Consider the following 21,536-nt stretch of genomic DNA (forward strand, 5'->3'; position numbering starts at 1 on the left):
CCGCGTGGGCCCTAGTGGAACCGGCGCGCCCCCGACCAGCCCGGATCCCCGGTCATGGCGAACCGGACCCACGCGCCGTGCATCTCCGTGGCCAGTGACGGCGGGATGTCCGGTCCGAGCAGTCCGTTCGCCGTACGGAGCGCGGGCAGACCGGTGTTGTCGAACACGAATGGGACCTCCGCGGTGTGGCACGCGCCGAACGGCCCGCCCCGCCAGTCGAAGTCGTAGGTGAACACCTTGTCGTAGCGGGACACCAGCCGCTCACGGGCGTCGCGGAACATCGCGTCGATGCCCGCGCTGCGTTCCGGCCGCTGGTAGAGCAGCGACTCCTGGGTATTCGTGCCCACCAGCAGATCCACCGGATGCGGCGGGGCCACCACGTCGGGCTCATCGAGCACCACACCGAGCGGCGAGAGCCTCGGACCCACCCCGGGCAGGTCGGCGAGCGCGGACACCAGGCGCTCGTCGGGGATGGCGGCGAACGCCTCGGCCGTGGCCGGAACGCCCAGCCGGTCGGCCAGGGCCCGGGTCGTCGCCGCCGCCTCCGCGCCGGTCAGGGTGTGCAGCCCACCGCTCTGGCTGATCGCACCCCGGAACAGCCCGGCGGCCTCCGGCGTCACCAGCAGCGCGCTGACGATCATGCCTCCCGCCGACTGCCCGAACACCGTCACCCGGTCCGGGTCCCCTCCGTAGCCCGCGATGTGCTCACGCACCCACCGCAGCGCCGCGAGCACGTCCAGCAGGCCCCGGTTGCGCGGGGCGCCCGGCAGGTCCAGCCAACCCGGCGCGCCCAGACGGTAGTTGAGGGTGACCAGGACCACGCCGTCGCGGGCGAAGGACGTCCCGTCGTACAGCGGCGCCTGGCCGGTGCCGGAGAGAAAGCCGCCGCCGTGCACGAAGACCATCACCGGGGCGTTGCCGTCGGTCCGGGGCGTCCAGACGTTGACCGTCAGATAGTCCTCGCCACGCACCCAGCCCTGACCCAGCGCCGGGCTCAGATCCGCCGCGAACCGTCGCCGGGGCGCCGGAGCCGTCGGCCCCGGCCCATCGCCGCCGGGGGCACCGTGCACGGGGGTCGGCGCGGCGAACCGCGCGGCGCCGGTCGGCGCGGCCGCGTACGGGATGTTCCGGAACACGCTCACCGCCATGCCGCCCACTCCTTGACCGTGAACCGCTCGCCGTCTCGCCGCACTTCGGCCGCGCCCGCGCCGGGGAAGTGCGCGGGGAACAGCAGCGCGCACTCGTCCGCGGCCTCCCCCAGCACCCGGCGTCGGGCGACCCGCGCCCGGGGCTCGTCCTCGTCGAAGCAGGGACAGACGTCCGGCTCCACGATCTGCAGCGGGCTGTGCAGCACATCGCCCGCGAAGATCGCCCGATCCGTACCGGACCGCAGTCGCACCACACAGGAGCCGGGGGTGTGGCCGGGGGCGGGCTCGAGGCGCAGCTGGGCGTCGATGTCGTAGTGGTCGCCCTCCCACAGCACGGTCTGTCCGGCCTGGTGGACGGGGGCGACGCTGTCCTCGAACACGTTCGCCATCCGGAGGCCGGAGCGGGTCCGGTGCCCGTTCTCCGGGTTCCAGTAGTCGAAGTCGGCCCGGGGGAGCACATACTCCGCGTTGGGGAAGGTCGGCCGCCACTCACCCTCCGTCCACGAGGTGTTCCATCCGACGTGGTCACCATGCACATGGGTGCAGATCACCAGGTCCACATCCGCCGGGCGGACTCCGGCCGCGGCCAGTTTCCCGAGGTAGTCCGTGTGCAGATGGTGGAAGAACGGCATATGCGGCCGCTCCCGGTCGTTGCCGACGCCGGTGTCGATCAGGATCGTCCGGCCCTCGCTGCGGAGCAGCCAGCTCTGGATCGTCGTGCGTACCTCATCGGCGGCCGGATCCAGGAATTCGGGCGCCAGCCAGCCCTCGTGCGTGCGCCAGTGCTCCATGGCCACGTCGGGAAAGATGAAGTCGCGTGGCAGACCCCTTGGGGCCACCTCTACCACGCGGGTGATCTCGACGTTGCCAAGCGTGATGGTGTCCATGACTCCAGCCTGTACGTCGGCGGGCGTCGGCGGTATCCGTCATATGACTGCACCACGGGCTACTGCACCACGGGCTAGAGTCAAGGGATGACCATGGTCGGGCGGGAGAGTGAGAGCGCGGCCGTACTCGGTCTGACCAGCGGTGTGCTGATCCTTACAGGCGAACCGGGTGCCGGCAAGAGCACCCTGCTCGGCCTCGCGGCGGATCGCCACCGGGGCCGGGTGCTGCGGATGACGGGCAGCGAGAGCGAGGCGAACCTGACGTTCGCCGGGCTCCACCAGCTGCTGCGGCCGGTGCTGGGGGAGACCGCCGGGCTGCCGGCCCGGCAGCGGTCGGCCCTGCTCGGAGCCATCGGCCTGGGGGATGCCGAGTCCCACGACACCGGCCTCGCGGAGGCCGAGCCCGGCGATGTCGACAGCGGACACGGTGGCCCGCCCGACCGGCTGCTGCTCGGCGTCGCGCTGCTCACCCTGCTGTCGGACCTCGCCCGGCGATCGCCCGTCCTGGTGGTCGCCGACGATCTGCAGTGGATCGACGCCGGCTCGCTGGAGCTGCTCGCCTTCGCCGCCCGGCGCATCGACGACGAACCCCTCGCCGTGCTGGCCGCGGCCAGGGACCTGGCGGGCGAGGGCGCCCGGGGCGGGGCCACGGCGCCGTTCTCCGGCTTTCCCCTGCGCACGCTGGGCCCGCTGGACGCGACCGCCGCGGGCCTCCTGCTGGACCGGCAGCCCTATCCGCCGACCGGCCGCGGCCGGCTGCGCATCCTCGACCAGGCCGCCGGGAACCCGCTGGCGCTGGTCGAACTGGCCCGGGCGAACGGTGCCTGCGGCGCGGACTCGGCCGACTCCGCCGAAGGGGAGCTCCTGCCGCCCACCGACCGCCTGATGCGGGTCTTCGCCGCCGACCTCGATCCCCTGCCCGAAGCCACCCGGCAGGCGCTGCTCCTGGTCGCGGCGGACGACCGGGCGGTGGCGGGCCGGGTCGAGGCGCTGGCCCCGGCCGAGGCCGCCGGACTGCTGCGGCTCACCGGTGGCGGCCACGACGGCTGGCGGGCCGGCTTCCGGCATCCGCTGATCAGGTCCGCGATCTACCACTCCGCACCGCTGGCCGCCCGCCGTCAGGTCCACCGCGACCTCGCCGCGCTGCTCAGCGGCGAACCCGACCGCCGCGCCTGGCACCTGGCCGCCGCCGCGGAGGGGCCGGACGAGGAGATCGCCGCCGCTCTGGAGGAGTCGGCGGCCAGGGCCCGGGAGCGTGGCGGATACACCGCCGCCACCACCGCGCTGGAACGTGCCGCCGAGCTGAGCCCCGGGCGCCGCGACCGCGCCCGCCGCCTGGTGGCCGCGGCGGGTGCGGCGGTGTCCACCGGACAGCCGCGCTGGGTCCGCAGGCTCGCCGCCAGTGCCGCGGAGCTCACCGACGACCCGGCGCTGTCGGCCGAGGCATCGCTGCGGGTGGGCCAGGTGCTCACCCTGAGCACCGAGCACGACACCGCGCTGTCCCTGCTGCTGCGGGCGGCGGAGGATCCCCGGCTGCGCCGGATCGCGCTCGCCTCCGCGTCGGTGGCGGGCTTCTACTCGGGCGACGAGGAATACCGCCTCGCCGTACGGGCCCGGGCACAGGACGACCCCTGGACGCTCGCGGTGACCGACCCCACCGCGCATCGGTCCGAGCGGGTGGCGGCGATCCCGGCACTGGTCGAGCGGGCGGACGGCGACCCCGCCCGGCTCATCTCGCTGGGCGCCATGGCCTGGCTGCTCGACGAGACCGCGCTCGCGGTACGGATCTTCGACGACGCCCTCCACCGCTGGCGGCTGGGTGGCACCCTGCCCATCGGCCTCGGCTGCTCGGCCGGGTGGGCGTATCTGGACCACGGGCTGTGGGCCCAGGCCCGTACCGCCGCCGTGAACACCAACTCCGCGGGCGCCGGGCTCCCGCACCTCGACGCCGCCGCACGGTCACTCGAAGCCGCCGCCCTCGCGTTGACCGGCCGGACCGATGAGGCCCGCGCCGCGGGCTCCGCCGCGCTGTCCCTCGTCGACCCGCACCGCAGCCGCGCCGTTGCCGTCCGGGCCCGGTGGGCGCTGGGCATGGCCGCGGTGGCCGACGGCGACCACGTCGGCGCGTACGAGCAGTTCCGGCTGCTGTTCACGGCCGACGGCGAGCCCGTCCACTACGCGTGCTCCTTCCCCGCCGTCGCCGAACTGGCCGCCGCGGCCGTCCGCACCGGCCATGGCGCCGAGGCCGCCGCCATCGTGGAGCGCATCGCCGACCGGCTCGCCGGGGACCCCTCGCCCCGGATGCGCATCCTGATCCACCGCGCCCGTGCGCTGCTCGACCCGGCAGATGCCGAGCCGCACTTCGCGGCGGCCCTCGCCGAACCGTCGGGCGGCCAATGGCCCTTCGAACGCGCGCAGCTCCTGCTGGACCACGCCGAATGGCTGCGCCGCCGCCACCGCATCACCGAGGCCCGCCACCAGCTGAACACCGCGCTGGAGACCTTCCGCCGCCTCGGCGCCCGCCCCTGGATCGACCGCACCCAGGCCGAACTGCGCGCCGCCGGGATCGAATCCGCCCCCACCAGCCCCGACGCCCTCACCTCCCTGTCCCCGCAGCAGCAGCACATCATCCGCCTGGCGGCGCAGGGCCTGAGCAACCGTGAGATCGGCGAACGGCTCTTTCTCTCCCCGCGCACCGTCGGCTCGCACCTCTACCGCAGCTTCCCCAAACTCGGCGTCACCGCCCGCTCCCAGCTGCGCGACCTGATCGAGGCGTCCTGCCCGTCGTAGTGGCGGTGGCCACCCGGGCTCCCGGCGATCGCCACCGGCAGGGCAGCTCCACGACGACGACCGTCGGCCCGCCCCGTGGGCTCGTCACCGTCACCGTTCCATCGAGCGCGGCGACGCGGCGACGTATCCCGAGCAGTCCGGAGCCACCTTCGGAGCTGCCGGAACCACCCGTCTCCCCGGCACCGGACACGCCCGCGGCCGCCTCGGCGCCGCCTCGTCCGTCGTCCCGCACCGAGACCCACAACCCGCTCGGTGTGCGGGTCAGCCGGGCCTCGGCCCGGTCGGCGCCACTGTGCCTCGCCACGTTCGCCAGCGCCTCCGCCACGACGAAGTACGCGGCCGCCTCGACCGCCGCCGGGGCCCGTGTCCCGTCCTCCAGACCGTCCACCCGCACGGTGACATCCAGCCCGCTGCTCGTGGCGAGCGCCCGTACCGCCCCGGCCAGGCCACGGTCGGTGAGGACCGGCGGATGCATGCCACGCACCACCTGACGCAGCTCGGTCAGCGCCTCTTCGGCCAGGTCCTGCGCGTCGTCCAGCATTCTGCGCGCAGCCGGCGGATCCCGGTCGTACGCCCGCTTCGCCAGGCCGATCCGCAGGGACAGGGAGACCAGTCGCGCCTGGGCGCCGTCGTGCAACTCCCGTTCGATACGGCGTAGTTCGGCACCGTGCGCGGCGATGGCGCCCGCCCGGGTTTCCGCCAGCTCCGCCACCCGCTCGGTCAGCCGCGCCGTGGCCTTCTCCGTCGGACCGGGCCGCCGACGGCGCAGGTACGAGCCGAACGCCAGCGCGAGGGCGGACACCAGCGGGGCCGTGGCCCGTACCGCGTGCCGCATCGATCTCCCCATGCCGACGAGGCTAGAAGACCGGCCCGACGCGCGCGGGAGAGCGAGCCGCCCCATCGACGGTGGAGCCAGCTACACCCCCCGGCCCGGCGGCGAGCCCACGCCCGGCCGCGGTCCGGGAGTCACCGGCATGGACGCATCAGGGTGCGGTAGCGTGCCGAGGAAGCCATGGTGGACGGACCGGTCAGCCGAGAAAGGCACCCGATGACGGATCTTCAGGATGTGGACCGCATCGCCACGGCCGACCACCACTTGGCGGTCGTGACGACGACGCGCGCCGACGGCTCGGTCCAGGCATCAGTGGTCAACGCCGGGATCATCGACCATCCGGTCTCCGGTGAGCAGGTGGTCGCCTTCGTCACCTACGGCCGCGCCAAACTCGCCCATCTGCGGGCACGACCGCGGGCCACCTTGGTCTTCCGCGCCGGATGGAACTGGGCCGCCGTCGAAGGCCGCACCGAGATCGCGGGGCCCGACGACCCGTTCCCCGGAGTCGACCAGGAGCGTTTGCGCCTGCTGCTGCGTGAGATCTTCACCGCCGCGGGCGGCGCGCACGACGATTGGGGCGCCTACGACCGGGTGATGGCCGAGCAGCGCCGCGCCGCGGTCTTCGTCCACCCCGAGCGCGTCTACAGCAACTGACCCCCAGGGCGCATGACCGGGCGGGGCCGATCACGTCGTGACGGTCCGGCGATGGGGCTCGAGCGGAGAGCACGGAGGGAACCCGGCGACGTGAGCGATCCACTGTGGGCCCTGTCTCCCGCCGAGCGCCGACTGCTCAGGCCCGTCACCCACGGCCACGGGCTCGAAGGCCGCGAGCCGATGCTCGCGACCCTCACCCACGAACGCTTCTCCGACGAGCGCTGGCTGTACGAACGCAAGCTGGACGGCGAGCGCTGCGTCGCCGTCCGCGAAGGGGGCCGCGTCGACCTGTTCAGCCGCAACGGCCTCTCCGCCGCCTCCGCCTATCCCGAACTGATCGACGCCCTCACGGAGCGAGCCACGGGCGACTGGGTCCTCGACGGCGAGGTGGTGGCCTTCGAACACGGACGCACCAGCTTCGCCCGGCTCCAGCCGCGGATGCACGTCAGCTCCCCCGAACAGGCCCGGCGCACCGGCGTGACCGTCTACTACTACCTCTTCGACGTCCAGGCCATCGGCGACCACGACGTCACCGCGCTGCCACTTCGCCGCCGTAAGACCCTGCTGCGCTCCATGCTCACCTGGAGCGATCCGCTGCGTCTGACCGCGTACCGCTACCGCGACGGCGAGACCTACTACCGCCATGCCTGCGCACACGGATGGGAGGGGCTGATCGCCAAGCGTGTCGATTCCCCCTACCAGCACGGCCGCTCCCGCGACTGGCTCAAGTTCAAGTGTGAACGGCGGCAGGAGCTGGTCATCGGCGGATGGACCGATCCCCGGCGCACCCGCCCCGGGCTCGGCGCCCTGCTCCTCGGCTACTACAGCGACGGCGACCTCGTCTACGCGGGCAAGGTCGGCACCGGCTTCGACACCCGCACCCTGGAAGCCCTCGCCCGACGGCTGACCGAGCTGCGCACCCCCACCTGCCCGTTCACCCGTGGCGCCCCGCCCACCGGGCCCGGGGTCAACTGGGCGCGCCCCGAACTCGTCGCCGAGATCGCCTTCACCGAGTGGACAGCCGAAGGCCGTCTGCGCCACCCCCGTTTCCTGGGGCTGCGCCGTGACAAACCGGCCCGCGAGGTCGTCCGCGAGGAGCCGTGATCGCTGCTGCCACCGGACGGTCGCCCAAGCCGATTCCAGGGAAGCTCGTCCGGAGCGCCGCTGATGGGTTCGTCGGCCAATGTGCCCGGGAGCCAGCACTCGACGTGTCCACCTCGCGCGGCCCGAGTCACGGCACCCGCGATGTCCACTCCGGCGAGCCGAACTTCCCGGTCGCCAGCAACCGCGCCGCCGCCGACTCCTCGTCCGTCACCTTATCGTCCGTGAGCCCGTACCGCCCGCGGAACGAGGTCACCATGCGGTCGATGACGGCCGGGCGCGGCAGCCCGGTCTGGCGGCGCAGCGGGTCCACCCGCTTGACGGCGCTCGCGATGCCCTTGCCGGACAGCTTCTCCCGCCCGATGCGCAGCACCTCCACCATCTTGGCGGCGTCGATGTCGTACGACATGGTCACGTGGTGCAGCACCGCACCGCCGTGTGCCGCGATCCGCTTCTGGGCGGCCCCGCCGACCTTCCCGGCCTCCGTCGCGATGTCGTTCAGCGGCTGGTACCACGCCTTGACGCCCATCTCGCCCAGCGCGCCCAGCACCCAGTCGTCCAGATAGGCGTAGCTGTCGGCGAAGGGCAGGCCGGAGACGAGCGACTGGGGTACGTACAGCGAGTACGTGATGGTGTTGCCCGGTTCGACGAACATCGCCCCGCCGCCGCTGATCCGCCGGACGACCGTCACCCCGTGCCGCTCGGCGCCCGCCGGGTCGACCTCGTTCCGCAGCGACTGGAAGCTGCCGATGATGACGGCCGGGCGGTCCCACTCCCACACCCGCAGCGTCGGTGGCCGCCGCCCGGCGGCCACCTCGCCGGTCAGCACCTCGTCCAGGGCCATATGCAGCGCGGGATCCTGTGGCCCCTCGTGGATCAGCTGCCAGTCGTAGTCCGTCCAGTCGGTGGCACGGGCCACCGCCCGCCGTACCGCGATGCCCACGGCCTCGGCGGAGAAACCGAACATCACGGTGTCGGCGGGCAGTGCTGCCTCGATGCGCGCGGCGAGCGCCTGCGCGTCCGCGTCGGCGGGCGCGCCCTCCAGTGCGCGGTCGATGGCGTGCAGCGCCTCGTCCGGTTCCAGGAAGAAGTCGCCCGCGACCCGCACCCCGCGCAGCGCGCCGTCGTGGACATCCAGATCCACGACGACCAGCTTGCCGCCCGGCACCTTGTACTCACCGTGCATGCCCTGCACCGCCTCCTGTTTCCGCCCCGGCGCTCCCGATCATTATCCCGTGCCGGGGCGGCTTCGGTCGGCACCGGTGATCCGGCGGGGTCAGGCTCCCGTGGTCGAGCCCGGGCGGACGATCATGAGAATGGTCACTGTCGCCCACAGCAGGTTGAACGCGCCCGTGAACATGGCCAGTTGGGCGGTATCGGTCCGCTCCAGGGCCTTGCCCGTACCGAGGCTGTCGATGAGCTCGTCCTGGCGGGGCAGGACGAAGGCGATCAGGACGCCGGCGGCCGCGGCCGTCAGCGCGATGGAGGCGGTGAGCCAGCCGCTGCTGAGGACGCCCAGCACGGCGGCCGTGGCGAATCCGAAGACGGGCACGGCGAGGCCCATCCTGGCGTAGACGCGGCAGATGCGGTGCAGGAGCCGGACCGTACCCAGGTCGGCCTCGCCCTCGGGGGCTGTGGCAGCGTGGGCGTTGCGGGCCGCGGGCGGGAACATGCTGGCCGCGACGGTGACGGGGCCGATCGCGACGATGGCGGCCAGGACATGCAGGGAGAGCAGGATCTTGGTCATCGGGTGGTGTCCGGCTCCCTTTCGAACGTGGCAGGCACCGCGTCTCCTTCCGAGCGTGGGCGGCTGGTGCCCGCCCCACGCTAGGGAGCCGCGAGAAGATCACCCAGGGGCTGGAACGACAGAAGTCAACGGATTCTCGCCATGCCGGGCCCCAGTGGCTCAGTGGTATGGGGAGAGGGGGTGACGTGGTCATCCGTCGATGTACTGCGCCACCCCGTGGCCGAACGACCAGTCGGCCGACTCGTTCTCGGTCAGGGTGATGAACACGTTCCGCGGCTCGGTCCCCGCGTACTCCTGGGCGAGTTCGGCGATCCGCCGGTACAGCGCCTGCTTCTGTGCCGGTGTGCGCCCCGAGCGCATCGTGAGCGCGATGTAGACGAGGCCGTCGTCACGCCGCACCCCGAGGTAGTCGTCGTAGCGCAGCATGCCGCTGGTGCCGTCATGGCTGGTCAGGACCTGGAACCGGTCGTTGGGCGGGAAGCCGATGGTTTCCGCCAGCGCGTCGTGCACGGCACGGCCGAGCGCGTCGAGCCGGTCGGGGTCGGCCCGCAGCGCGTCAATGCGAACGAAGGGCATGTCGGGGCTCTCCTTCGGGCGAGTCGGTCGGCGGAAGGTCACGGGCTCAGCGGACACGGGCCGGCGGACACAGGCTCAGCGGACATGGGCGGTGAGCAGGCCGAGGGCTCCGTCCATGGCCCGGGTGTACACCTCAACCGAGTCGGCGGCACGGGCCAGCACATAGCCGCCCTGCAACACCGCGACCAGCGCGGTGGCCGTGCTCGCCGGGTCGAGCCCGGTGTCGAGCTCCCCGTTCGCCCGGCCCTCCGCCAGCAGCCCGGCCAGCCGGTCGGTGAGCCAGGCGAAGGTCTCCTCGACCGGTCGGCGCAGGTCCGGATCCGCCATCACATCGGGGTCCTGGGTGAGGCGGCCGACCGGGCAGCCCTTCAGGGCGTCCCGCTCCCGCCGCAGATAGGCACTGATCCGCTCGACCGCGGTGCCGGGACCGCTGAACTCGGCCTCCGCCCTGCCCGTCAGCTCCTCGGCGCTGCGGCTGATCGCGGCGAGCGCCAGATCGGGCTTGCCGCGGAAGTGGTGGTACATGCTGCCCTGGCCCGCTCCGGATCGCTCCTGGATCGCCTTCGGGCTCGTGCCCACGTAGCCGCGCTCCCACAGCAGCTCGCGGGTGCTTGCGATGAGTCGTTCCCGGGTGTCCATGGGCGCGATCATACATACTAGTAGGTACAAATTAAAGCGCGTGGACGGCCCCTTCGGTGAGAGGATCCCTCCGCAGTGGGCGGGCGGTCGAGCCGGTCCGGACGGTGGAAGGTGACGATGTACGCGATACCCCTGGGTGAGGACGGCGCGGAGCTGCGCCCACTGGAGCCGTGGCAGGCCGAGGAGTTCCTTACGCACATGGACCGGGGACGGGAATCCATCGGCCGGTACATCGCCCTGGCGGACGCCGTCTTTGACCTGGAGTCGGCGCGGGCGTTCCTCCAGGGATACGCGGACAAGGCGGCGGCCGACGCCGGGCGGATCTACGGCATCTGGACGGACGGCAAGCTGGTCGGCGGAGTCCTCTTCCGCACGATGGACATCAACCAGGGCACCGCGGAGGCGGGTTGCTGGCTGGAGCCGTCGGCGGTGGGCAAGGGGCTGGTGACCCGGGCCGCGCGCGTGATCATCGACTGGGCCGTCGAGGAGCGGGGCATCCACCGCGTGGAGTGGATTGCCGCCGCCGCGAACGAGGCCAGCATCGCCGTGGCCCGGCGGCTGGGGATGACGAAGGACGGTGTGCTGCGGGAGAGCTATCTGCGCCGGGGTGAGCGGCACGACATGGAGATCTGGTCGGTGCTCGCACCGGAGTGGCGGGCGACCCGGAAGCCATCCTGAATCGCGTGGTCAATCACGCTCACCGCGGGGGCGGCGGGCGACGGTGATGATTTCCGGGCTGGTGTCGGTCAGCGGCCCGCGGTCCCAGTCCCCGAACTGCTCCTTCACGACCAGCCCGGCCTCACTCAGGAACCCCGCCAGCGTGTCCCGGCCGAGAAACCGCAGCGTGCTGCGGCTCAGCAGGGGCCGCTCCCAGCCCGCGCCGGTGTAGGTGTGCGTGGCCGAGACGAGATCGCCCCGCACCGGCGTCTCCACCTCGCACACGCACCGCACTATGGTCCCGGTGGGGTCCACCACCTCGCCCGAGTACCGCACGTCCCAGTCCTCCCACTCCCGCACCAGCGGATTGCGGGTCTCGAACACGAAGCTGCCGTCGTCGGTCAGTGCCGTGCCGATCACGGCCAGCGCCCCGCGCAACTCGTCGTCGCCGAGAAGCCCCTGAAAGGCGTGGCCGGTCATCACCACCAGATCGAACGCACGGTTCCACCCCGGTGCCGAGGGCAGGTCACCGAGCACCCACTCCACATCCGGGCACGCCCGCGCCACCTCCAGCATCCCCACCCCGGGATCCAGCCCGCACAGCCGCCCCTCGTGCCCGTCCTCCCGCGCCCTGCGCAGCAGCGTGCCCGTTCCGCACCCCACGTCCAGGACGGAGCGGGCGGACATCACCAGGGGCAGGTAGAACGTGAAATCACCGCGCTCGTCCCAGGGGCAGAACAGGTCGTACAGCGCGGCCAGCCGGCGATCGGAGAACTGCGTGTCCACCATGGCCGTCACAGTGCCCCTGGCCTGGCGGACCCGCAAGGTCCGGCACCCGTCCACGGCGTCGTGGTCGGGCCGTCTTACGATCGAAAGGGGTTTTTATCGTCTCCGGGAGCTCTCGATGTCCGACCCGACGCCCGACCCGATGCCGGAATCGTCCGACCCGATGCCTGAAACGCTCGACCAGCGGCTGGAGACCATCGCGCGCCACCCCTTCCGCGCGAAGTTCCATCTGCGCGGTCGTGATCGGGCCACGGCCGAGCTGAGCGGCCCGTCGACGATGCGCTGGCACGCCTACGACCTGATCGCCAAGCGGCTGGCCCCCGCCGAGCCGTACAAGGACGGCAAGCAGACGCCCTACCGCGGCCACCCCGTGTTCGTCGCCCAGCATGCGACCGCCACCTGCTGCCGTACCTGCCTCGAGCGCTGGCACCAGATCCCCAAGGGCCGGGAACTGAGCCGGGCGGAGCGGGCGTACGTGGTGGGGGTGATCTGCCGTTGGATCGAACGCGAGGTGGCGGCAGGCGGACGGTGACGGATCAGCCCGGGGCGCCGTCGAGCCCCAGTTCGCGGGCGACCCGCGCGAGGGAGCCGCTCTGCTGCCGCTCGTAGAGCGCGAAGGGGTCCAGGACATCGCGGCCGATGGCGCCGGAGAGCCATGCGGCGTCGTGGGCGGTGCCCTCCTGACCGTTGTCCCGTACGCCCTCCCCGCTGAGGTTGGACTGGAAGATGCCGGCGGCGGAGCGGGGCAGGAAGTCCTCGTAGACGATGGGCTCGGCCCGTACCCAGCCCCGCTCCAGCAGTTCGCCGATGGCGGCGGGCGGGCGGCTGCCGTCGCGCGGGCGGTCCGGTACCACGTGGTAGGTGAACCAGCCCAATCCTCGGGCGGCCAGTTCCCGTTCGGTGTGGGGCAGATGCTCCTCCCATACGCCGCGGGCCAGTTCGCCCCGGTCGACCCCCGGGTGGCGGGTCACTTCATGGTCGACGAGGGTGAGCAGCCGGTCGTACAGGGCGCGGCCGTCGTGGGTGAGGGCGATACCGCGGGCCTCGACCTCGCCGAAGCGCACCCGCAGGGCGCCGGTGGTGACACCGCCGTCCGCGAGGCGCATCGCGCGGGGTTCGTCGAGGGCGCGGAAGGAGGTCTGGCGCAGCAGGACGTCGGGGCCCTTCCAGGCAGGTGGCCCCTGGATGGTGTCGATCATCTGGATGCCGCGGTCGGTCATCCGCCGGTAGAGCTCGTCGATGTCCAGGACGCGCGGGGTGAGGTGGTTGATGTGGGTGCTGCGGACGCCGCCGATGTCCGCGGCGACGGCGGAGATCCTCTCCAGGGTCTCGTACCAGACCTTGTCCACCGGCTCGGGTGACAACTCGAAGGCGGACACGGCGAGGTGGAGGAAGCGTTCGGCGTCCTCCTCGGGCAGTCCGTGCTCGGCCGTCGCGCGGTCGGCCAGGGCGAGCAGCTCCGGCGGGAACAGCTCGCGACCGGCGAGGAAGGTCTCCAGCCGGGAGCGCAGATCGGCGTCGAAGAACCGTGGGTCGGCGGTGGTGAGCAGGGAGGTGAAGACGCGGAAGGGGTTGCGCGCCAGTTCCTCGCCGTCCACGGGGCGGAAGGCGGTGGAGACCACGGGGACCGCGCTGGCGGCGGCCTCGCGCAGATCGTAGAAGCCGACCGGGCGCATGCCCAGCGCGCCGAAGACGCGGGCCACCTGCCCCAGCTCCTGAGGCGTTCCGACCCGGATGGCGCCGTGGCGCTCGGCGGTCACCCGGCCGATGGACCCCAGACGCTCGGCGTCGGCTCCCCGCGCGCGCAGCACGTCCTCGTTGACCTCGCGCGAGACGTCCACGAGCGTGGTGTACGCGGGAACTTCCCGGCCGTACATGTCGGAGAGCCGTGCCGCGAAGGCGGCGCGCAGCTGCCACTGGCTGATCATGGGTGGTTTCTGCCTTCCGTCGGGGGACGTGCCGGATCGGGACGGGAGTACTGAGCCCGGGTCCATAAGTTTTTTGCCACCCGCGGGGCCGGTCGGTAAACCTTTCCGGCCCCGGCCGCGTCTTGATCGGCAACGGACGCGCAGCACCGGTGACCTTGGCAGGGCCGGTTTCCTGTCACCTATACACGACATGTATACATAGAGTGCATACTCGCGGTGTATGCACTCGGTGTATGCACTCGGTGTGTAGCGGACAGTCGCGTGCTCCTGGGAACAACAGACGGAAAGGCATCCATGTACGGCAAAGCATTCGCTCCTGAGTACCAGGGCTCCCTCACCACCCTGTCCGTGAACTCCTCGCTGGTCGACGTGCTGGCGGCGGGCACCGAGCAGTTGCGGGCGGCCGAGCGGGGAGGCTCCCCGGGCGAGGCGGCCCGCGCGGGGCTCGCGGTCGCCGAGGCGCACCGGAGGCTGGGGCAGGTGGGCGAGGCCGACCGCGAGTGGAAGGCCAGCTACCGGGCGGCTCGTGCGGCGGGGGACCTCGGGGCGATGGCGTGGGCGCTGTGGAGCGGGGGCACGCTCGCCCGGCAGCGGGGCGCGCTGGCGCTGGCGTGGCGGCTGCTCGGACTCGCGGCCGAATTCGGCGAACGCGGCGGGGACATCGTCGTCCGCGGCTACTCGCTGGCCGGGATGGCGGAGACCGGCCGCATCCAGGGCGACTACGAGGCCGTGGGCGCGCTGCACGAGCGGCTCCTCGCCGAGGCACGGAAGCGCGGCGAGGCACGGCATACCGTATGGGCGCTGGAGGGCATCGCCCAGATGCACCGCAACACCGGGTCGTACGACTCGGCCTACGCGATGTTCCAGGAGGCCGCGGAGATAGCCGCGGGCGCCGATGACCGGCGCGGACACGCGTGGGCGCTGCGCGGCATGGCCGACATCGTCTCCGTACGCGACGGCGATGTGGAGCGCGCGCTGGAGCTGCTCTCCGGGGCCGAACTCATCTGCCGCGAGATGAACCTGGTGAGCGCGCTCGCGTACAACCACAAGATGCGCGGCAATGTGTTCTATCGCGCGGGCCGTTACGAGGAGGCCCGCGCGATGTACGAGCAGGCCCTGGACGAGTTCCGCGACATGAGCGAGCCGCGCGGTGAGGGTCTCGCCCGGCTCGGGCTCATCAAGTCCCTGGCCCGGCTGGGCCGCGACCGTGCCCGGACCGACGAGGACCTGTCCGAACTGGCCGGTGTGCTGGAGCGGATCGGGCTGCGGCACGCCCGCCGGATGGTGGACCGTGCCCGGGAGGAGTTCGGCCTCACGGGGGTCATGGAGGTGGCACTGTGACGACGGCGTTCCCCGTGCTCCTCGGGGCCCACGAGACCACCGCGACCGCGCACGTGACCACCGCGACCACGGACGTGACCACCGCGACCGCGGGCGAAATCCTGGGCCGCTGCCGGGAGTTGGTGCGCCCGGCACTGGCCGAGACGGTCGGGCGGCTGCACCCATGGGTCGCCGAGATGGCCGCGTACTCCTTCGGCTGGTGCGATGTGGGCGGTACGCCCGCCGAGGGAGCGGGCGGCAAGGGGGTGCGGCAGGCCCTGGCCGTGCTGTGCGCGGAGGCGGCCGGGGCCTCCGGCGAGGCGGCGGTGGCCGGAGCGGTGGCGGTGGAGCTGGTGCACACCTTCTCGCTGCTGCACGACGACATCATGGACGGCGACCAGACCCGCCGCACCCGCCCCACCGTATGGAAGGCATACGGGACCGGCCCGGCCGTGCTCGCCGGTGACGCCCTGTTCGCGCTGGCCGTGGAAGCGCTGGCCGCCGTGCCCGGCGCCGGAGCCGCGGCCGCGGTGCGGCGGCTGAGCGTGGCCCTCGGCGACCTCGTCCGCGGCCAGGCGGACGACCTGCTCTTCGAATCGCGCCCCTGGACGGGACCCGCGGCGGTGGGGCCGGAGGAGTACCGCACGATGGCCGAGCACAAGACCGGCGCGCTGCTCGGCTGCGCCGCCGCCCTGGGCGCCGCGCTCGCCGGGGCGCCGGAGAGCACCGCGGCTGCCCTGGACCGGGCCGGACGGCATATGGGCGTGGCGTTCCAGGTGGCGGACGACCTGCTGGGCATCTGGGGCGACCCCGCGGTCACCGGCAAACCCGTCTACCGCGATCTGCGGCAGCGCAAGAAGACCTTCCCCGTGCTCGCCGCGCTGAGCGCCCGCGACACCTCGGCAGCCGGTCAGCTGGCCACGCTCCTGGAGGAGTCCCCGGACACCCCGGACGACGCCACCACGCGCCGGGCGGCCGATCTGATCGAGCAGGCGGGTGGCCGCTCCGCCGCCCTGGTGGAGGCCGACCGGCACGTCGCCGCCGTGGAGAGGTGCCTGGACGGTCTGCCGCTCGTGCCTCGCGCGAGCGCGGAGCTGCGTACCCTGCTGGGCTTCCTCGCGCGGCGCGACATCTGACCCGGTGGGGGATGTGCGAGCCCTTGCGATGGGCGCCCATGCCACTCGGGTCCGCCGGTCAGCGGCGGTCGCGGACCGCGTCCAGCCGGTCGCGGACCCACAGCTCCACATCGCCCACATGCCGGCTGGCCGCGGTGAACGCGGCCAGGCTGTCATGGGCCCGGAGCGCGGTGTAGATGTCCATGTGCTGCTGGTGGGTCCAGGACAGCACATCGGACTTGACCAGGGCGCGCCAGATGCGGGCCCGGGCGGTGCGCTGGGTGACCGAGTCCGCCAGGGAGGTCAGCGTGCGGTTGCCGGACGCGGCGACGATGTCGGCGTGGAAGGCGATGTCCTCGTGCACCAGCTCCTCCGGGTCGTGCAGGCCGCGCATCCGCTCGATCCGCTCCTGGAGCCGGTCGAGGGCGGCCTCGTCGATGCGGGTCGCGGCCAGTGCGGTCGCGCCCGGCTCCAGGACCTTGCGGCATTCCAGCATCTCGTTCAGACCGGTGTCCTGGGCCAGGTCCAGGAAGCTGCCGAGGGCGCGCAGCAGCCGGTCCGGGCGCAGATCGGTGACGAAGGTGCCGTCACCGCGGCGTACGTCCAGGACTCCGGCCATCGCCAGGGCGCGGACCGCCTCCCGCAGGGACGGGCGGGAGAGTTCGAGCTCGCCCGCCAGCACCGCCTCCGGGGGCAGACGGTGGCCCGGCGCGAACTCACCGCTCTCGATGCGATTGCGCAGCCGGCCGATGGCTATGTCGACGACACTGCTCCCGGCGGCGGGGACACCGTCGCCGCCGGGGCCGGAGCGGTCTGGATTGGTGGGCATGGCGACCAGGATGCCACTCAGTCGCGGCGGCTCCAGACCGGTCCGTCGGGGTAGCGGTAGGTCTCCAGGGTCTCGCGCCGGATCCGGGCGCTGTAGCCGGGCGTGTCGGGGACGAGATAGCGGGAGCCGCGGATGCGGACCGGGTCGTGGAAGTGCTCGTGGAGATGGTCGACGTACTCGATGACACGGTCGTCCATGGAGCCGCTGACGGCGACGTAGTCGAAGATCGACAGATGCTGGACGAGTTCGCACAGGCCGACACCCCCGGCGTGCGGGCACACCGGCACGCCGTACGCCGAGGCCAGCAGCAGCACGGCCACCGCCTCGTTGACTCCGCCCAGGCGGCAGGCGTCGATCTGGCAGACGCTGATCGCGTCGGCGGCGAGGAACTGCTTGAACATCACCGCGTTATGGGCGTGTTCGCCGGTGGCCACCCGGGTCGCGCCGATCCGCCGGGCGATGGCCGCGTGTCCGAGGATGTCGTCGGGGCTGGTCGGCTCCTCGAACCACCAGATGTCGAACTCCCGAAGCGCCGTGGCCCAGGTGACCGCTTCCTCCACGCCCAGGATCTGATTGGCGTCGATCATCAGCCGGCGGTCCGGCCCGATGACCCCGCGGGCGATACGGCAGCGCCGGATGTCGTCCTCCAGATTCGCGCCCACCTTCAGCTTCACCGAGTTCCAGCCCTGGTCCACGGCCTCCTGGCAGAGCCGGGCCAGCTTGGTGTCGTCGTATCCGAGCCAGCCCGCGCTGGTGGTGTACGCGGGATATCCGTGCTCGCGCACATACGCCTCGCGCTCGGCCCGGCCACCGGCGCGGGATTCCAGCATCTTCAGGGCGGCCTCGGGGGTGAGCGCGTCCTTGAGGTAGCGCCAGTCCACCAGGTCGACCACCTCCTGGGGCGAGAGGTCGGCGAGGAGCTTCCACACGGGCTTGCCCGCCTGCCGGGCGGCGAGATCCCAGGCCGCGTTGATCACCGCGGCGCTTCCCAGATGGATGGCGCCCTTGTCCGGGCCGAGCCAGCGCAGTTGGCTGTCGCCCAGCAGATGGCGTGAGAAGCCGCCCAGATCGCCGGTGATCTCGTCCACGGCCATGCCGACGGCCCGCTCCCCGATGGCGCGGGCGGCCTGGACCGCCAGGTCGTTGCCGCGGCCGATGGTGAAGGTGAAGCCATGGCCCTCCAGAGGTTCCGCGCCGGGTGCGGGCCCCGCCGCGCCCTGGCCGGAGGGCTCGTCGTCGGCGGTCTTGAGCACCACGTACGCCGCCGAGTAGTCCGGAGCCTCGTTCATGGCGTCGGAGCCGTCGAGGTGCTGGGAGGTCGGGAAGCGGAGATCGATGGTCTCGACGTCGACGACACGAAGGGTCATGGCACGCGCTCCTGTGGGGAAAAGGGCGAGGGAAAGCGAGCAATGTCGACCAACATGTCAGATGTCTGGCGTGGTTGCCAGGGGGTATCTGGAAGAAAACTCGTGGTTGTTGAGGCCTTGTCAAAGACTGTAGCCCCCACCTACGTTCCACAGGTCAGATGTTTCCGCGAGACAGCGTGGTCCGCAGGGAGGCCCGATGAACCCGGCCACCATCATGGAGAACACCCGCCGGAAGGTGTCCAGACGCCTGCTCCCCCCACTCTTCGTGATGTTCGTGCTGAGCTTCCTGGACCGTACGAACGTCGCCCTGGTCAAGTCCCATCTCGCCGACGACGCCGGAATCGACGCCACCGCGTTCGGGCTCGGCGCCGGTGTCTTCTTCATCGGCTACGCCCTGTTGGGCGTGCCCTCCAACCTGGTGCTGCACCGCTTCGGCGCCCGCCGGTGGCTGGCCGCGCTGATGTTCGTCTGGGGACTGCTGTCCTGCGCGATGGCGCTGGTGTCCAACCCCACCGGCTTCTATGTGCTGCGGTTTCTGCTCGGCGCGGCGGAGGCCGGTTTCTTCCCCGGTGTCATCCTCTACATCACCTACTGGTTCCCGGCCGCCGACCGCGGAAAGGCCACCGGGATGTTCCAGGCCGCCGTGGCGGTCGCCAGCATCATCGGCAATCCCCTCGGCGGCTTCCTGATCGGTCTGCACGGACTGGCCGGCCTGGAGGGCTGGCAGTGGATGTTCATCCTGGAGGGAGCCCCGACCGTGGTCCTGGCCCTCGCCGTACCGTGGCTGCTCACCGACCGCCCCGAACAAGCCCGCTGGCTGACCGCAGAGGAGAAGGACCTGCTCGCCCGGCGCATCGAGGCGGACCGGCCCGACGAGGACGCCAGAGAGCCGCGCCGGGTCCGCGAAACCCTCGCCGACAGCCGGGTGCTGCGGCTGATGTTCGTGTACTTCGCCATCCAGATCGGCGTCTACGGCGTGACGTTCTGGCTCCCGGCGCTCGTCGGCCGGATCGACGGGCTGGGCGACGTGGGCATCGGCTTCGTCTCGGCGCTGCCGTGGGTGTGCGCGCTGCTGGGTGTGCTGGCGCTGCCGTGGATCTCGGACCGCAGCGGCGACCGGCGCGGGCCGCTGCGGCTCGCCCTGGTGCTGACCGTCGTCGGTCTGCTCGGCGGGGTGCTGCTGCCCCCGGTCCCCGCCATCGCCGCCCTGTGCGTGGCCGCCTTCGGTTTCCTGGGCGCCCAGCCGGTGTTCTGGACCGTGCCGCCGACCATCCTGTCCGGCGCCCATATGGCCGGAACCATCGCGCTGATCTCCGGCTTCGGCAACCTCGGCGGCTTCCTGGGCCCGTATCTGATGGGGGTCGCGGAGTCGGGGACCGGCTCGGGCGCCACCGGGCTCTACGCCATCGCCGCCATCGTGGCGGTCGGCGTGTGCACGGCCACCACGCTCCGTTGGGTAGGAGGACCGACTGCACCGTCACGAGAGGAGAGGACGACAGATGACACGCATCGTGCGCTTCGCCGATGACGCCGGGACCGTCCGGACCGGAGTGGCCGACGACACCGGCGGGGTACGGGCCTTCCCCGGAGCACCGCTCATCGCCGAGCTGCTGCGGCTGTCCGTGGCGGAGCTGCGGGCCCTGGTGGAGAACACCGCCGCCGGACCGGCGGCCGTCCATGAGCCGGACGTCCTGCCGCTGCCACCGCTGGACGGGCTGATGGAGCTGTGGGCGGCGGGGGTGACGTATGAACGCTCGCGCGAGGCCAGGGTGGAGGAGAGCACCGAACAGTCGGTGTACGAGCGGATCTACGACGCCGAGCGCCCTGAGCTGTTCTTCAAATCGCCGCCCTGGCGGGTGGTGACCGACGGCGAGCCGATCGCCGTACGGGACGACTCCGAGCTGAACGTTCCCGAGCCCGAACTGGCGCTGGTGCTCAACCGGCACGGCGAGACCGTCGGTTATCTGGTCGCCGACGACGTCAGCTCACGGTCCATCGAGGGCGAGAACCCGCTCTACCTCCCCCAGGCCAAGATCTACGCCGGAAGCGCCGCCGTCTCCTCGGCCATCGTGCCCGCGTGGGAGATCGACGCGCCCGACGCGCTGGACATCACCATGGCGGTATGGCGCGACGGCGAGGCGGCCTACCGGGCGTCCACCTCCACCGCCGCGTTCCACCGCACCCCGCAGGGGCTGGTGGACCATCTGTGGCGCTCCCAACCCTTCCCCGACGGCGCCGTGCTGTCCACCGGCACCGGCATCGTGCCCGCGCTCGACTTCACACTCCACGCCGGGGACATGGTGGAGATCTCCATCGAAGGGGTCGGCACCCTGCGCAACCCGGTACGGGCCCATCAGGCCGACCTGGACTGGCTGGTGGAGGCCATCAACCATCCGCTGACACGCCGTGCCCACCGCGGCGGCTTCCCGGAGTGATCCGCTGCCGTGACGGCGGTCACCGCACCGGTGCTCCGCCGTGCACGGCCCGGCGCTCAGCGTTCCAGCCAAGCCGCGTCCCCCATGACGACGACGGGCTCACGAGCGGGGTCCAGTGCCCGGAGCAGCTCCTTCATGGGACCCTTCCCGAGGCTGACACAGCCGCGCGTGGGGCCGCCGTGATCGATGTGCAGCCAGATGCCGCCGCCCCGGTCCGGGCCGAGGGGACGGGCCCGGTCCAGGGGAGAGGTGCCGGGCCTGCGGTTGTAGTCGATGGCGATCACGTAGTCGAACGAGCCGGACAGGGGCTCGCCCTCGAAGCCCGTGCCACCCGCGGTGAAGCCGGCCGACCGGTCGTAGGGCAGCCGTGTTCCGGGGTCGGGGAGCCGTCCGCCGGCGTCCGTGAGGGTGTAGACGCCGGTGGGGGAGCGCAGATCGCCTTCCCGGTGGTGGTCGGTCCAGCCGTTGAGCGCGTTGTGCGCCGGCCGGCTCGCCCCGGCCCGCCAGCCGGTCCCGGTGCGCTCGTACAGCACCGCCGTGGACACCGCCGCATTCCGGTCGCGGCCCCTCACCACCAGGACCTGCCCGGACCGGCGCGGCACCTCGGCCCAGGTCCGGGGCCCCAGCCCCGGCGGCGGCGCCGGGGCGACCGGAAGCGGTGTGCGGCGTGGTGTGCGCATGGTCATGGGCCGACCCCCGGCCGACACGGAGGGGAACGCGTCAGG

The 21,536-nt window shown here is 72.3% G+C and carries 20 protein-coding genes and 1 pseudogene; 9 read left to right on the forward strand and 12 right to left on the reverse strand.

The window, feature by feature from the left end; genetic code table 11:
* Nucleotides 1–11: 11 nt before the first annotated feature.
* Entirely contained in the window at nt 12–1,148 is a 1,137-nt protein-coding gene (locus tag ACFYOY_RS36495) for a carboxylesterase family protein (RefSeq protein ID WP_388591918.1), read from the reverse strand.
* The gene (locus ACFYOY_RS36500; RefSeq protein WP_351900214.1) at nt 1,139–2,035 is read right to left on the reverse strand and encodes an MBL fold metallo-hydrolase; all 897 of its coding nucleotides are present in this window, start codon (nt 2,033–2,035) and stop codon (nt 1,139–1,141) included. The genes ACFYOY_RS36495 and ACFYOY_RS36500 overlap by 10 nt, the downstream gene beginning before the upstream one ends.
* 87 nt (nt 2,036–2,122) lie before the next feature.
* Between ACFYOY_RS36500 and ACFYOY_RS36505 the strand changes: the two genes are divergently transcribed.
* Nucleotides 2,123–4,825 (forward strand): AAA family ATPase, encoded by a 2,703-nt coding sequence (locus ACFYOY_RS36505; protein WP_351900212.1) that lies wholly within the window; start codon nt 2,123–2,125, stop codon nt 4,823–4,825.
* 31 nt (nt 4,826–4,856) lie between these two features.
* Here ACFYOY_RS36505 and ACFYOY_RS36510 read toward each other — a convergent pair.
* Nucleotides 4,857–5,570, reverse strand: a pseudogene (locus tag ACFYOY_RS36510) (sensor histidine kinase); the annotation flags it as partial.
* A gap of 303 nt (nt 5,571–5,873) precedes the next feature.
* Between ACFYOY_RS36510 and ACFYOY_RS36515 the strand changes: the two are divergent.
* Entirely contained in the window at nt 5,874–6,311 is a 438-nt protein-coding gene (locus ACFYOY_RS36515) for a TIGR03618 family F420-dependent PPOX class oxidoreductase (RefSeq protein WP_351900210.1), read from the forward strand.
* A 90-nt stretch (nt 6,312–6,401) separates the two neighbouring features.
* Nucleotides 6,402–7,415, forward strand: a complete 1,014-nt coding sequence (ligD, locus tag ACFYOY_RS36520) for a non-homologous end-joining DNA ligase (protein WP_351900208.1) — start codon at nt 6,402–6,404, stop codon at nt 7,413–7,415.
* 127 nt (nt 7,416–7,542) lie between these two features.
* Here the strand turns inward: ligD and ACFYOY_RS36525 are convergent, their stop codons facing one another.
* The 4 genes from ACFYOY_RS36525 to ACFYOY_RS36540 all read right to left on the reverse strand — a co-directional run bounded on the left by ACFYOY_RS36525 (nt 7,543) and on the right by ACFYOY_RS36540 (nt 10,374).
* Nucleotides 7,543–8,598 carry a biotin/lipoate A/B protein ligase family protein gene (locus ACFYOY_RS36525; RefSeq protein ID WP_351900206.1) on the reverse strand — a complete coding sequence of 352 codons (1,056 nt, stop codon included), beginning with the start codon at nt 8,596–8,598 and terminating at the stop codon, nt 7,543–7,545.
* Nucleotides 8,599–8,688: 90 nt separating this feature from the next.
* On the reverse strand, nt 8,689–9,159 hold the full coding sequence (locus ACFYOY_RS36530; RefSeq protein WP_388591921.1) for a hypothetical protein: 471 nt from the start codon (nt 9,157–9,159) through the stop codon (nt 8,689–8,691).
* Between the two features lie 189 nt (nt 9,160–9,348).
* A complete protein-coding gene (locus tag ACFYOY_RS36535) occupies nt 9,349–9,735 on the reverse strand; it encodes a tautomerase family protein (protein WP_351900202.1) in 387 nt (128 codons plus the stop codon).
* Between the two features lie 75 nt (nt 9,736–9,810).
* The gene (locus ACFYOY_RS36540) at nt 9,811–10,374 is read right to left on the reverse strand and encodes a TetR/AcrR family transcriptional regulator (RefSeq protein WP_351900200.1); all 564 of its coding nucleotides are present in this window, start codon (nt 10,372–10,374) and stop codon (nt 9,811–9,813) included.
* A 117-nt stretch (nt 10,375–10,491) separates the two neighbouring features.
* Here ACFYOY_RS36540 and ACFYOY_RS36545 point away from each other — a divergent pair, with 117 nt between their 5' ends.
* Nucleotides 10,492–11,052 (forward strand): GNAT family protein, encoded by a 561-nt coding sequence (locus ACFYOY_RS36545; protein WP_351900198.1) that lies wholly within the window; start codon nt 10,492–10,494, stop codon nt 11,050–11,052.
* A gap of 9 nt (nt 11,053–11,061) precedes the next feature.
* Here the strand turns inward: ACFYOY_RS36545 and ACFYOY_RS36550 are convergent, their stop codons facing one another.
* On the reverse strand, nt 11,062–11,820 hold the full coding sequence (locus ACFYOY_RS36550) for a class I SAM-dependent methyltransferase (RefSeq protein WP_388591924.1): 759 nt from the start codon (nt 11,818–11,820) through the stop codon (nt 11,062–11,064).
* A gap of 115 nt (nt 11,821–11,935) precedes the next feature.
* On the opposite strand from ACFYOY_RS36550, the gene ACFYOY_RS36555 reads away from it, so the two are divergent.
* Entirely contained in the window at nt 11,936–12,349 is a 414-nt protein-coding gene (locus tag ACFYOY_RS36555) for a DUF4186 domain-containing protein (RefSeq protein WP_388591926.1), read from the forward strand.
* 4 nt (nt 12,350–12,353) lie between these two features.
* Here ACFYOY_RS36555 and ACFYOY_RS36560 read toward each other — a convergent pair whose 3' ends face one another.
* Nucleotides 12,354–13,745 (reverse strand): 2-oxoadipate dioxygenase/decarboxylase family protein, encoded by a 1,392-nt coding sequence (locus ACFYOY_RS36560; RefSeq protein ID WP_351900192.1) that lies wholly within the window; start codon nt 13,743–13,745, stop codon nt 12,354–12,356.
* A gap of 294 nt (nt 13,746–14,039) precedes the next feature.
* Between ACFYOY_RS36560 and ACFYOY_RS36565 the strand changes: the two genes are divergently transcribed.
* Both ACFYOY_RS36565 and ACFYOY_RS36570 read left to right on the forward strand, forming a co-directional pair.
* On the forward strand, nt 14,040–15,086 hold the full coding sequence (locus tag ACFYOY_RS36565) for a tetratricopeptide repeat protein (RefSeq protein ID WP_351900190.1): 1,047 nt from the start codon (nt 14,040–14,042) through the stop codon (nt 15,084–15,086).
* Between the two features lie 53 nt (nt 15,087–15,139).
* A complete protein-coding gene (locus tag ACFYOY_RS36570) occupies nt 15,140–16,201 on the forward strand; it encodes a polyprenyl synthetase family protein (protein WP_388592003.1) in 1,062 nt (353 codons plus the stop codon).
* Nucleotides 16,202–16,259: 58 nt separating this feature from the next.
* On the opposite strand, the gene ACFYOY_RS36575 is transcribed toward ACFYOY_RS36570, so the two are convergent.
* Together ACFYOY_RS36575 and ACFYOY_RS36580 are read right to left on the reverse strand one after the other, a co-directional pair.
* Nucleotides 16,260–17,009 (reverse strand): FadR/GntR family transcriptional regulator, encoded by a 750-nt coding sequence (locus tag ACFYOY_RS36575; protein WP_351900188.1) that lies wholly within the window; start codon nt 17,007–17,009, stop codon nt 16,260–16,262.
* Between the two features lie 17 nt (nt 17,010–17,026).
* Nucleotides 17,027–18,376: an enolase C-terminal domain-like protein gene (locus ACFYOY_RS36580; RefSeq protein ID WP_351900186.1), complete on the reverse strand. Its 1,350-nt coding sequence runs from the start codon at nt 18,374–18,376 to the stop codon at nt 17,027–17,029.
* Nucleotides 18,377–18,572: 196 nt separating this feature from the next.
* Between ACFYOY_RS36580 and ACFYOY_RS36585 the strand changes: the two genes are divergently transcribed.
* Together ACFYOY_RS36585 and ACFYOY_RS36590 are read left to right on the forward strand one after the other, a co-directional pair.
* Entirely contained in the window at nt 18,573–19,904 is a 1,332-nt protein-coding gene (locus ACFYOY_RS36585) for an MFS transporter (RefSeq protein ID WP_388591929.1), read from the forward strand.
* Nucleotides 19,876–20,811, forward strand: coding sequence for a fumarylacetoacetate hydrolase family protein (locus ACFYOY_RS36590; protein ID WP_388591931.1), 936 nt, complete (start codon nt 19,876–19,878; stop codon nt 20,809–20,811). The genes ACFYOY_RS36585 and ACFYOY_RS36590 overlap by 29 nt, the downstream gene beginning before the upstream one ends.
* A 56-nt stretch (nt 20,812–20,867) precedes the next feature.
* On the opposite strand, the gene ACFYOY_RS36595 is transcribed toward ACFYOY_RS36590, so the two are convergent.
* Nucleotides 20,868–21,518: a L,D-transpeptidase family protein gene (locus ACFYOY_RS36595; protein WP_388592005.1), complete on the reverse strand. Its 651-nt coding sequence runs from the start codon at nt 21,516–21,518 to the stop codon at nt 20,868–20,870.
* Between the last annotated feature and the right edge of the window lie 18 nt (nt 21,519–21,536).

Source organism: Streptomyces sp. NPDC007875, from assembly GCF_042868035.1.
GTDB classification, from domain to species: Bacteria; Actinomycetota; Actinomycetes; order Streptomycetales; family Streptomycetaceae; genus Streptomyces; species Streptomyces antimycoticus.

Coding starts and splice junctions, on each gene's coding strand:
- ACFYOY_RS36515 (WP_351900210.1), top strand. CDS start 5,874: ATGACGGATCTTCAGGATGTGGACCGCATCGCCACGGCCGACCACCAC.
- ACFYOY_RS36540 (WP_351900200.1), bottom strand. CDS start 10,374: ATGGACACCCGGGAACGACTCATCGCAAGCACCCGCGAGCTGCTGTGG.
- ACFYOY_RS36500 (WP_351900214.1), bottom strand. CDS start 2,035: ATGGACACCATCACGCTTGGCAACGTCGAGATCACCCGCGTGGTAGAG.
- ACFYOY_RS36575 (WP_351900188.1), bottom strand. CDS start 17,009: ATGCCCACCAATCCAGACCGCTCCGGCCCCGGCGGCGACGGTGTCCCC.
- ACFYOY_RS36590 (WP_388591931.1), top strand. CDS start 19,876: ATGACACGCATCGTGCGCTTCGCCGATGACGCCGGGACCGTCCGGACC.
- ACFYOY_RS36525 (WP_351900206.1), bottom strand. CDS start 8,598: ATGCACGGTGAGTACAAGGTGCCGGGCGGCAAGCTGGTCGTCGTGGAT.
- ACFYOY_RS36545 (WP_351900198.1), top strand. CDS start 10,492: ATGTACGCGATACCCCTGGGTGAGGACGGCGCGGAGCTGCGCCCACTG.
- ACFYOY_RS36560 (WP_351900192.1), bottom strand. CDS start 13,745: ATGATCAGCCAGTGGCAGCTGCGCGCCGCCTTCGCGGCACGGCTCTCC.
- ACFYOY_RS36535 (WP_351900202.1), bottom strand. CDS start 9,735: ATGCCCTTCGTTCGCATTGACGCGCTGCGGGCCGACCCCGACCGGCTC.
- ACFYOY_RS36530 (WP_388591921.1), bottom strand. CDS start 9,159: ATGACCAAGATCCTGCTCTCCCTGCATGTCCTGGCCGCCATCGTCGCG.
- ACFYOY_RS36495 (WP_388591918.1), bottom strand. CDS start 1,148: ATGGCGGTGAGCGTGTTCCGGAACATCCCGTACGCGGCCGCGCCGACC.
- ACFYOY_RS36580 (WP_351900186.1), bottom strand. CDS start 18,376: ATGACCCTTCGTGTCGTCGACGTCGAGACCATCGATCTCCGCTTCCCG.
- ACFYOY_RS36585 (WP_388591929.1), top strand. CDS start 18,573: ATGAACCCGGCCACCATCATGGAGAACACCCGCCGGAAGGTGTCCAGA.
- ACFYOY_RS36550 (WP_388591924.1), bottom strand. CDS start 11,820: ATGGTGGACACGCAGTTCTCCGATCGCCGGCTGGCCGCGCTGTACGAC.
- ACFYOY_RS36565 (WP_351900190.1), top strand. CDS start 14,040: ATGTACGGCAAAGCATTCGCTCCTGAGTACCAGGGCTCCCTCACCACC.
- ACFYOY_RS36555 (WP_388591926.1), top strand. CDS start 11,936: ATGTCCGACCCGACGCCCGACCCGATGCCGGAATCGTCCGACCCGATG.
- ACFYOY_RS36505 (WP_351900212.1), top strand. CDS start 2,123: ATGACCATGGTCGGGCGGGAGAGTGAGAGCGCGGCCGTACTCGGTCTG.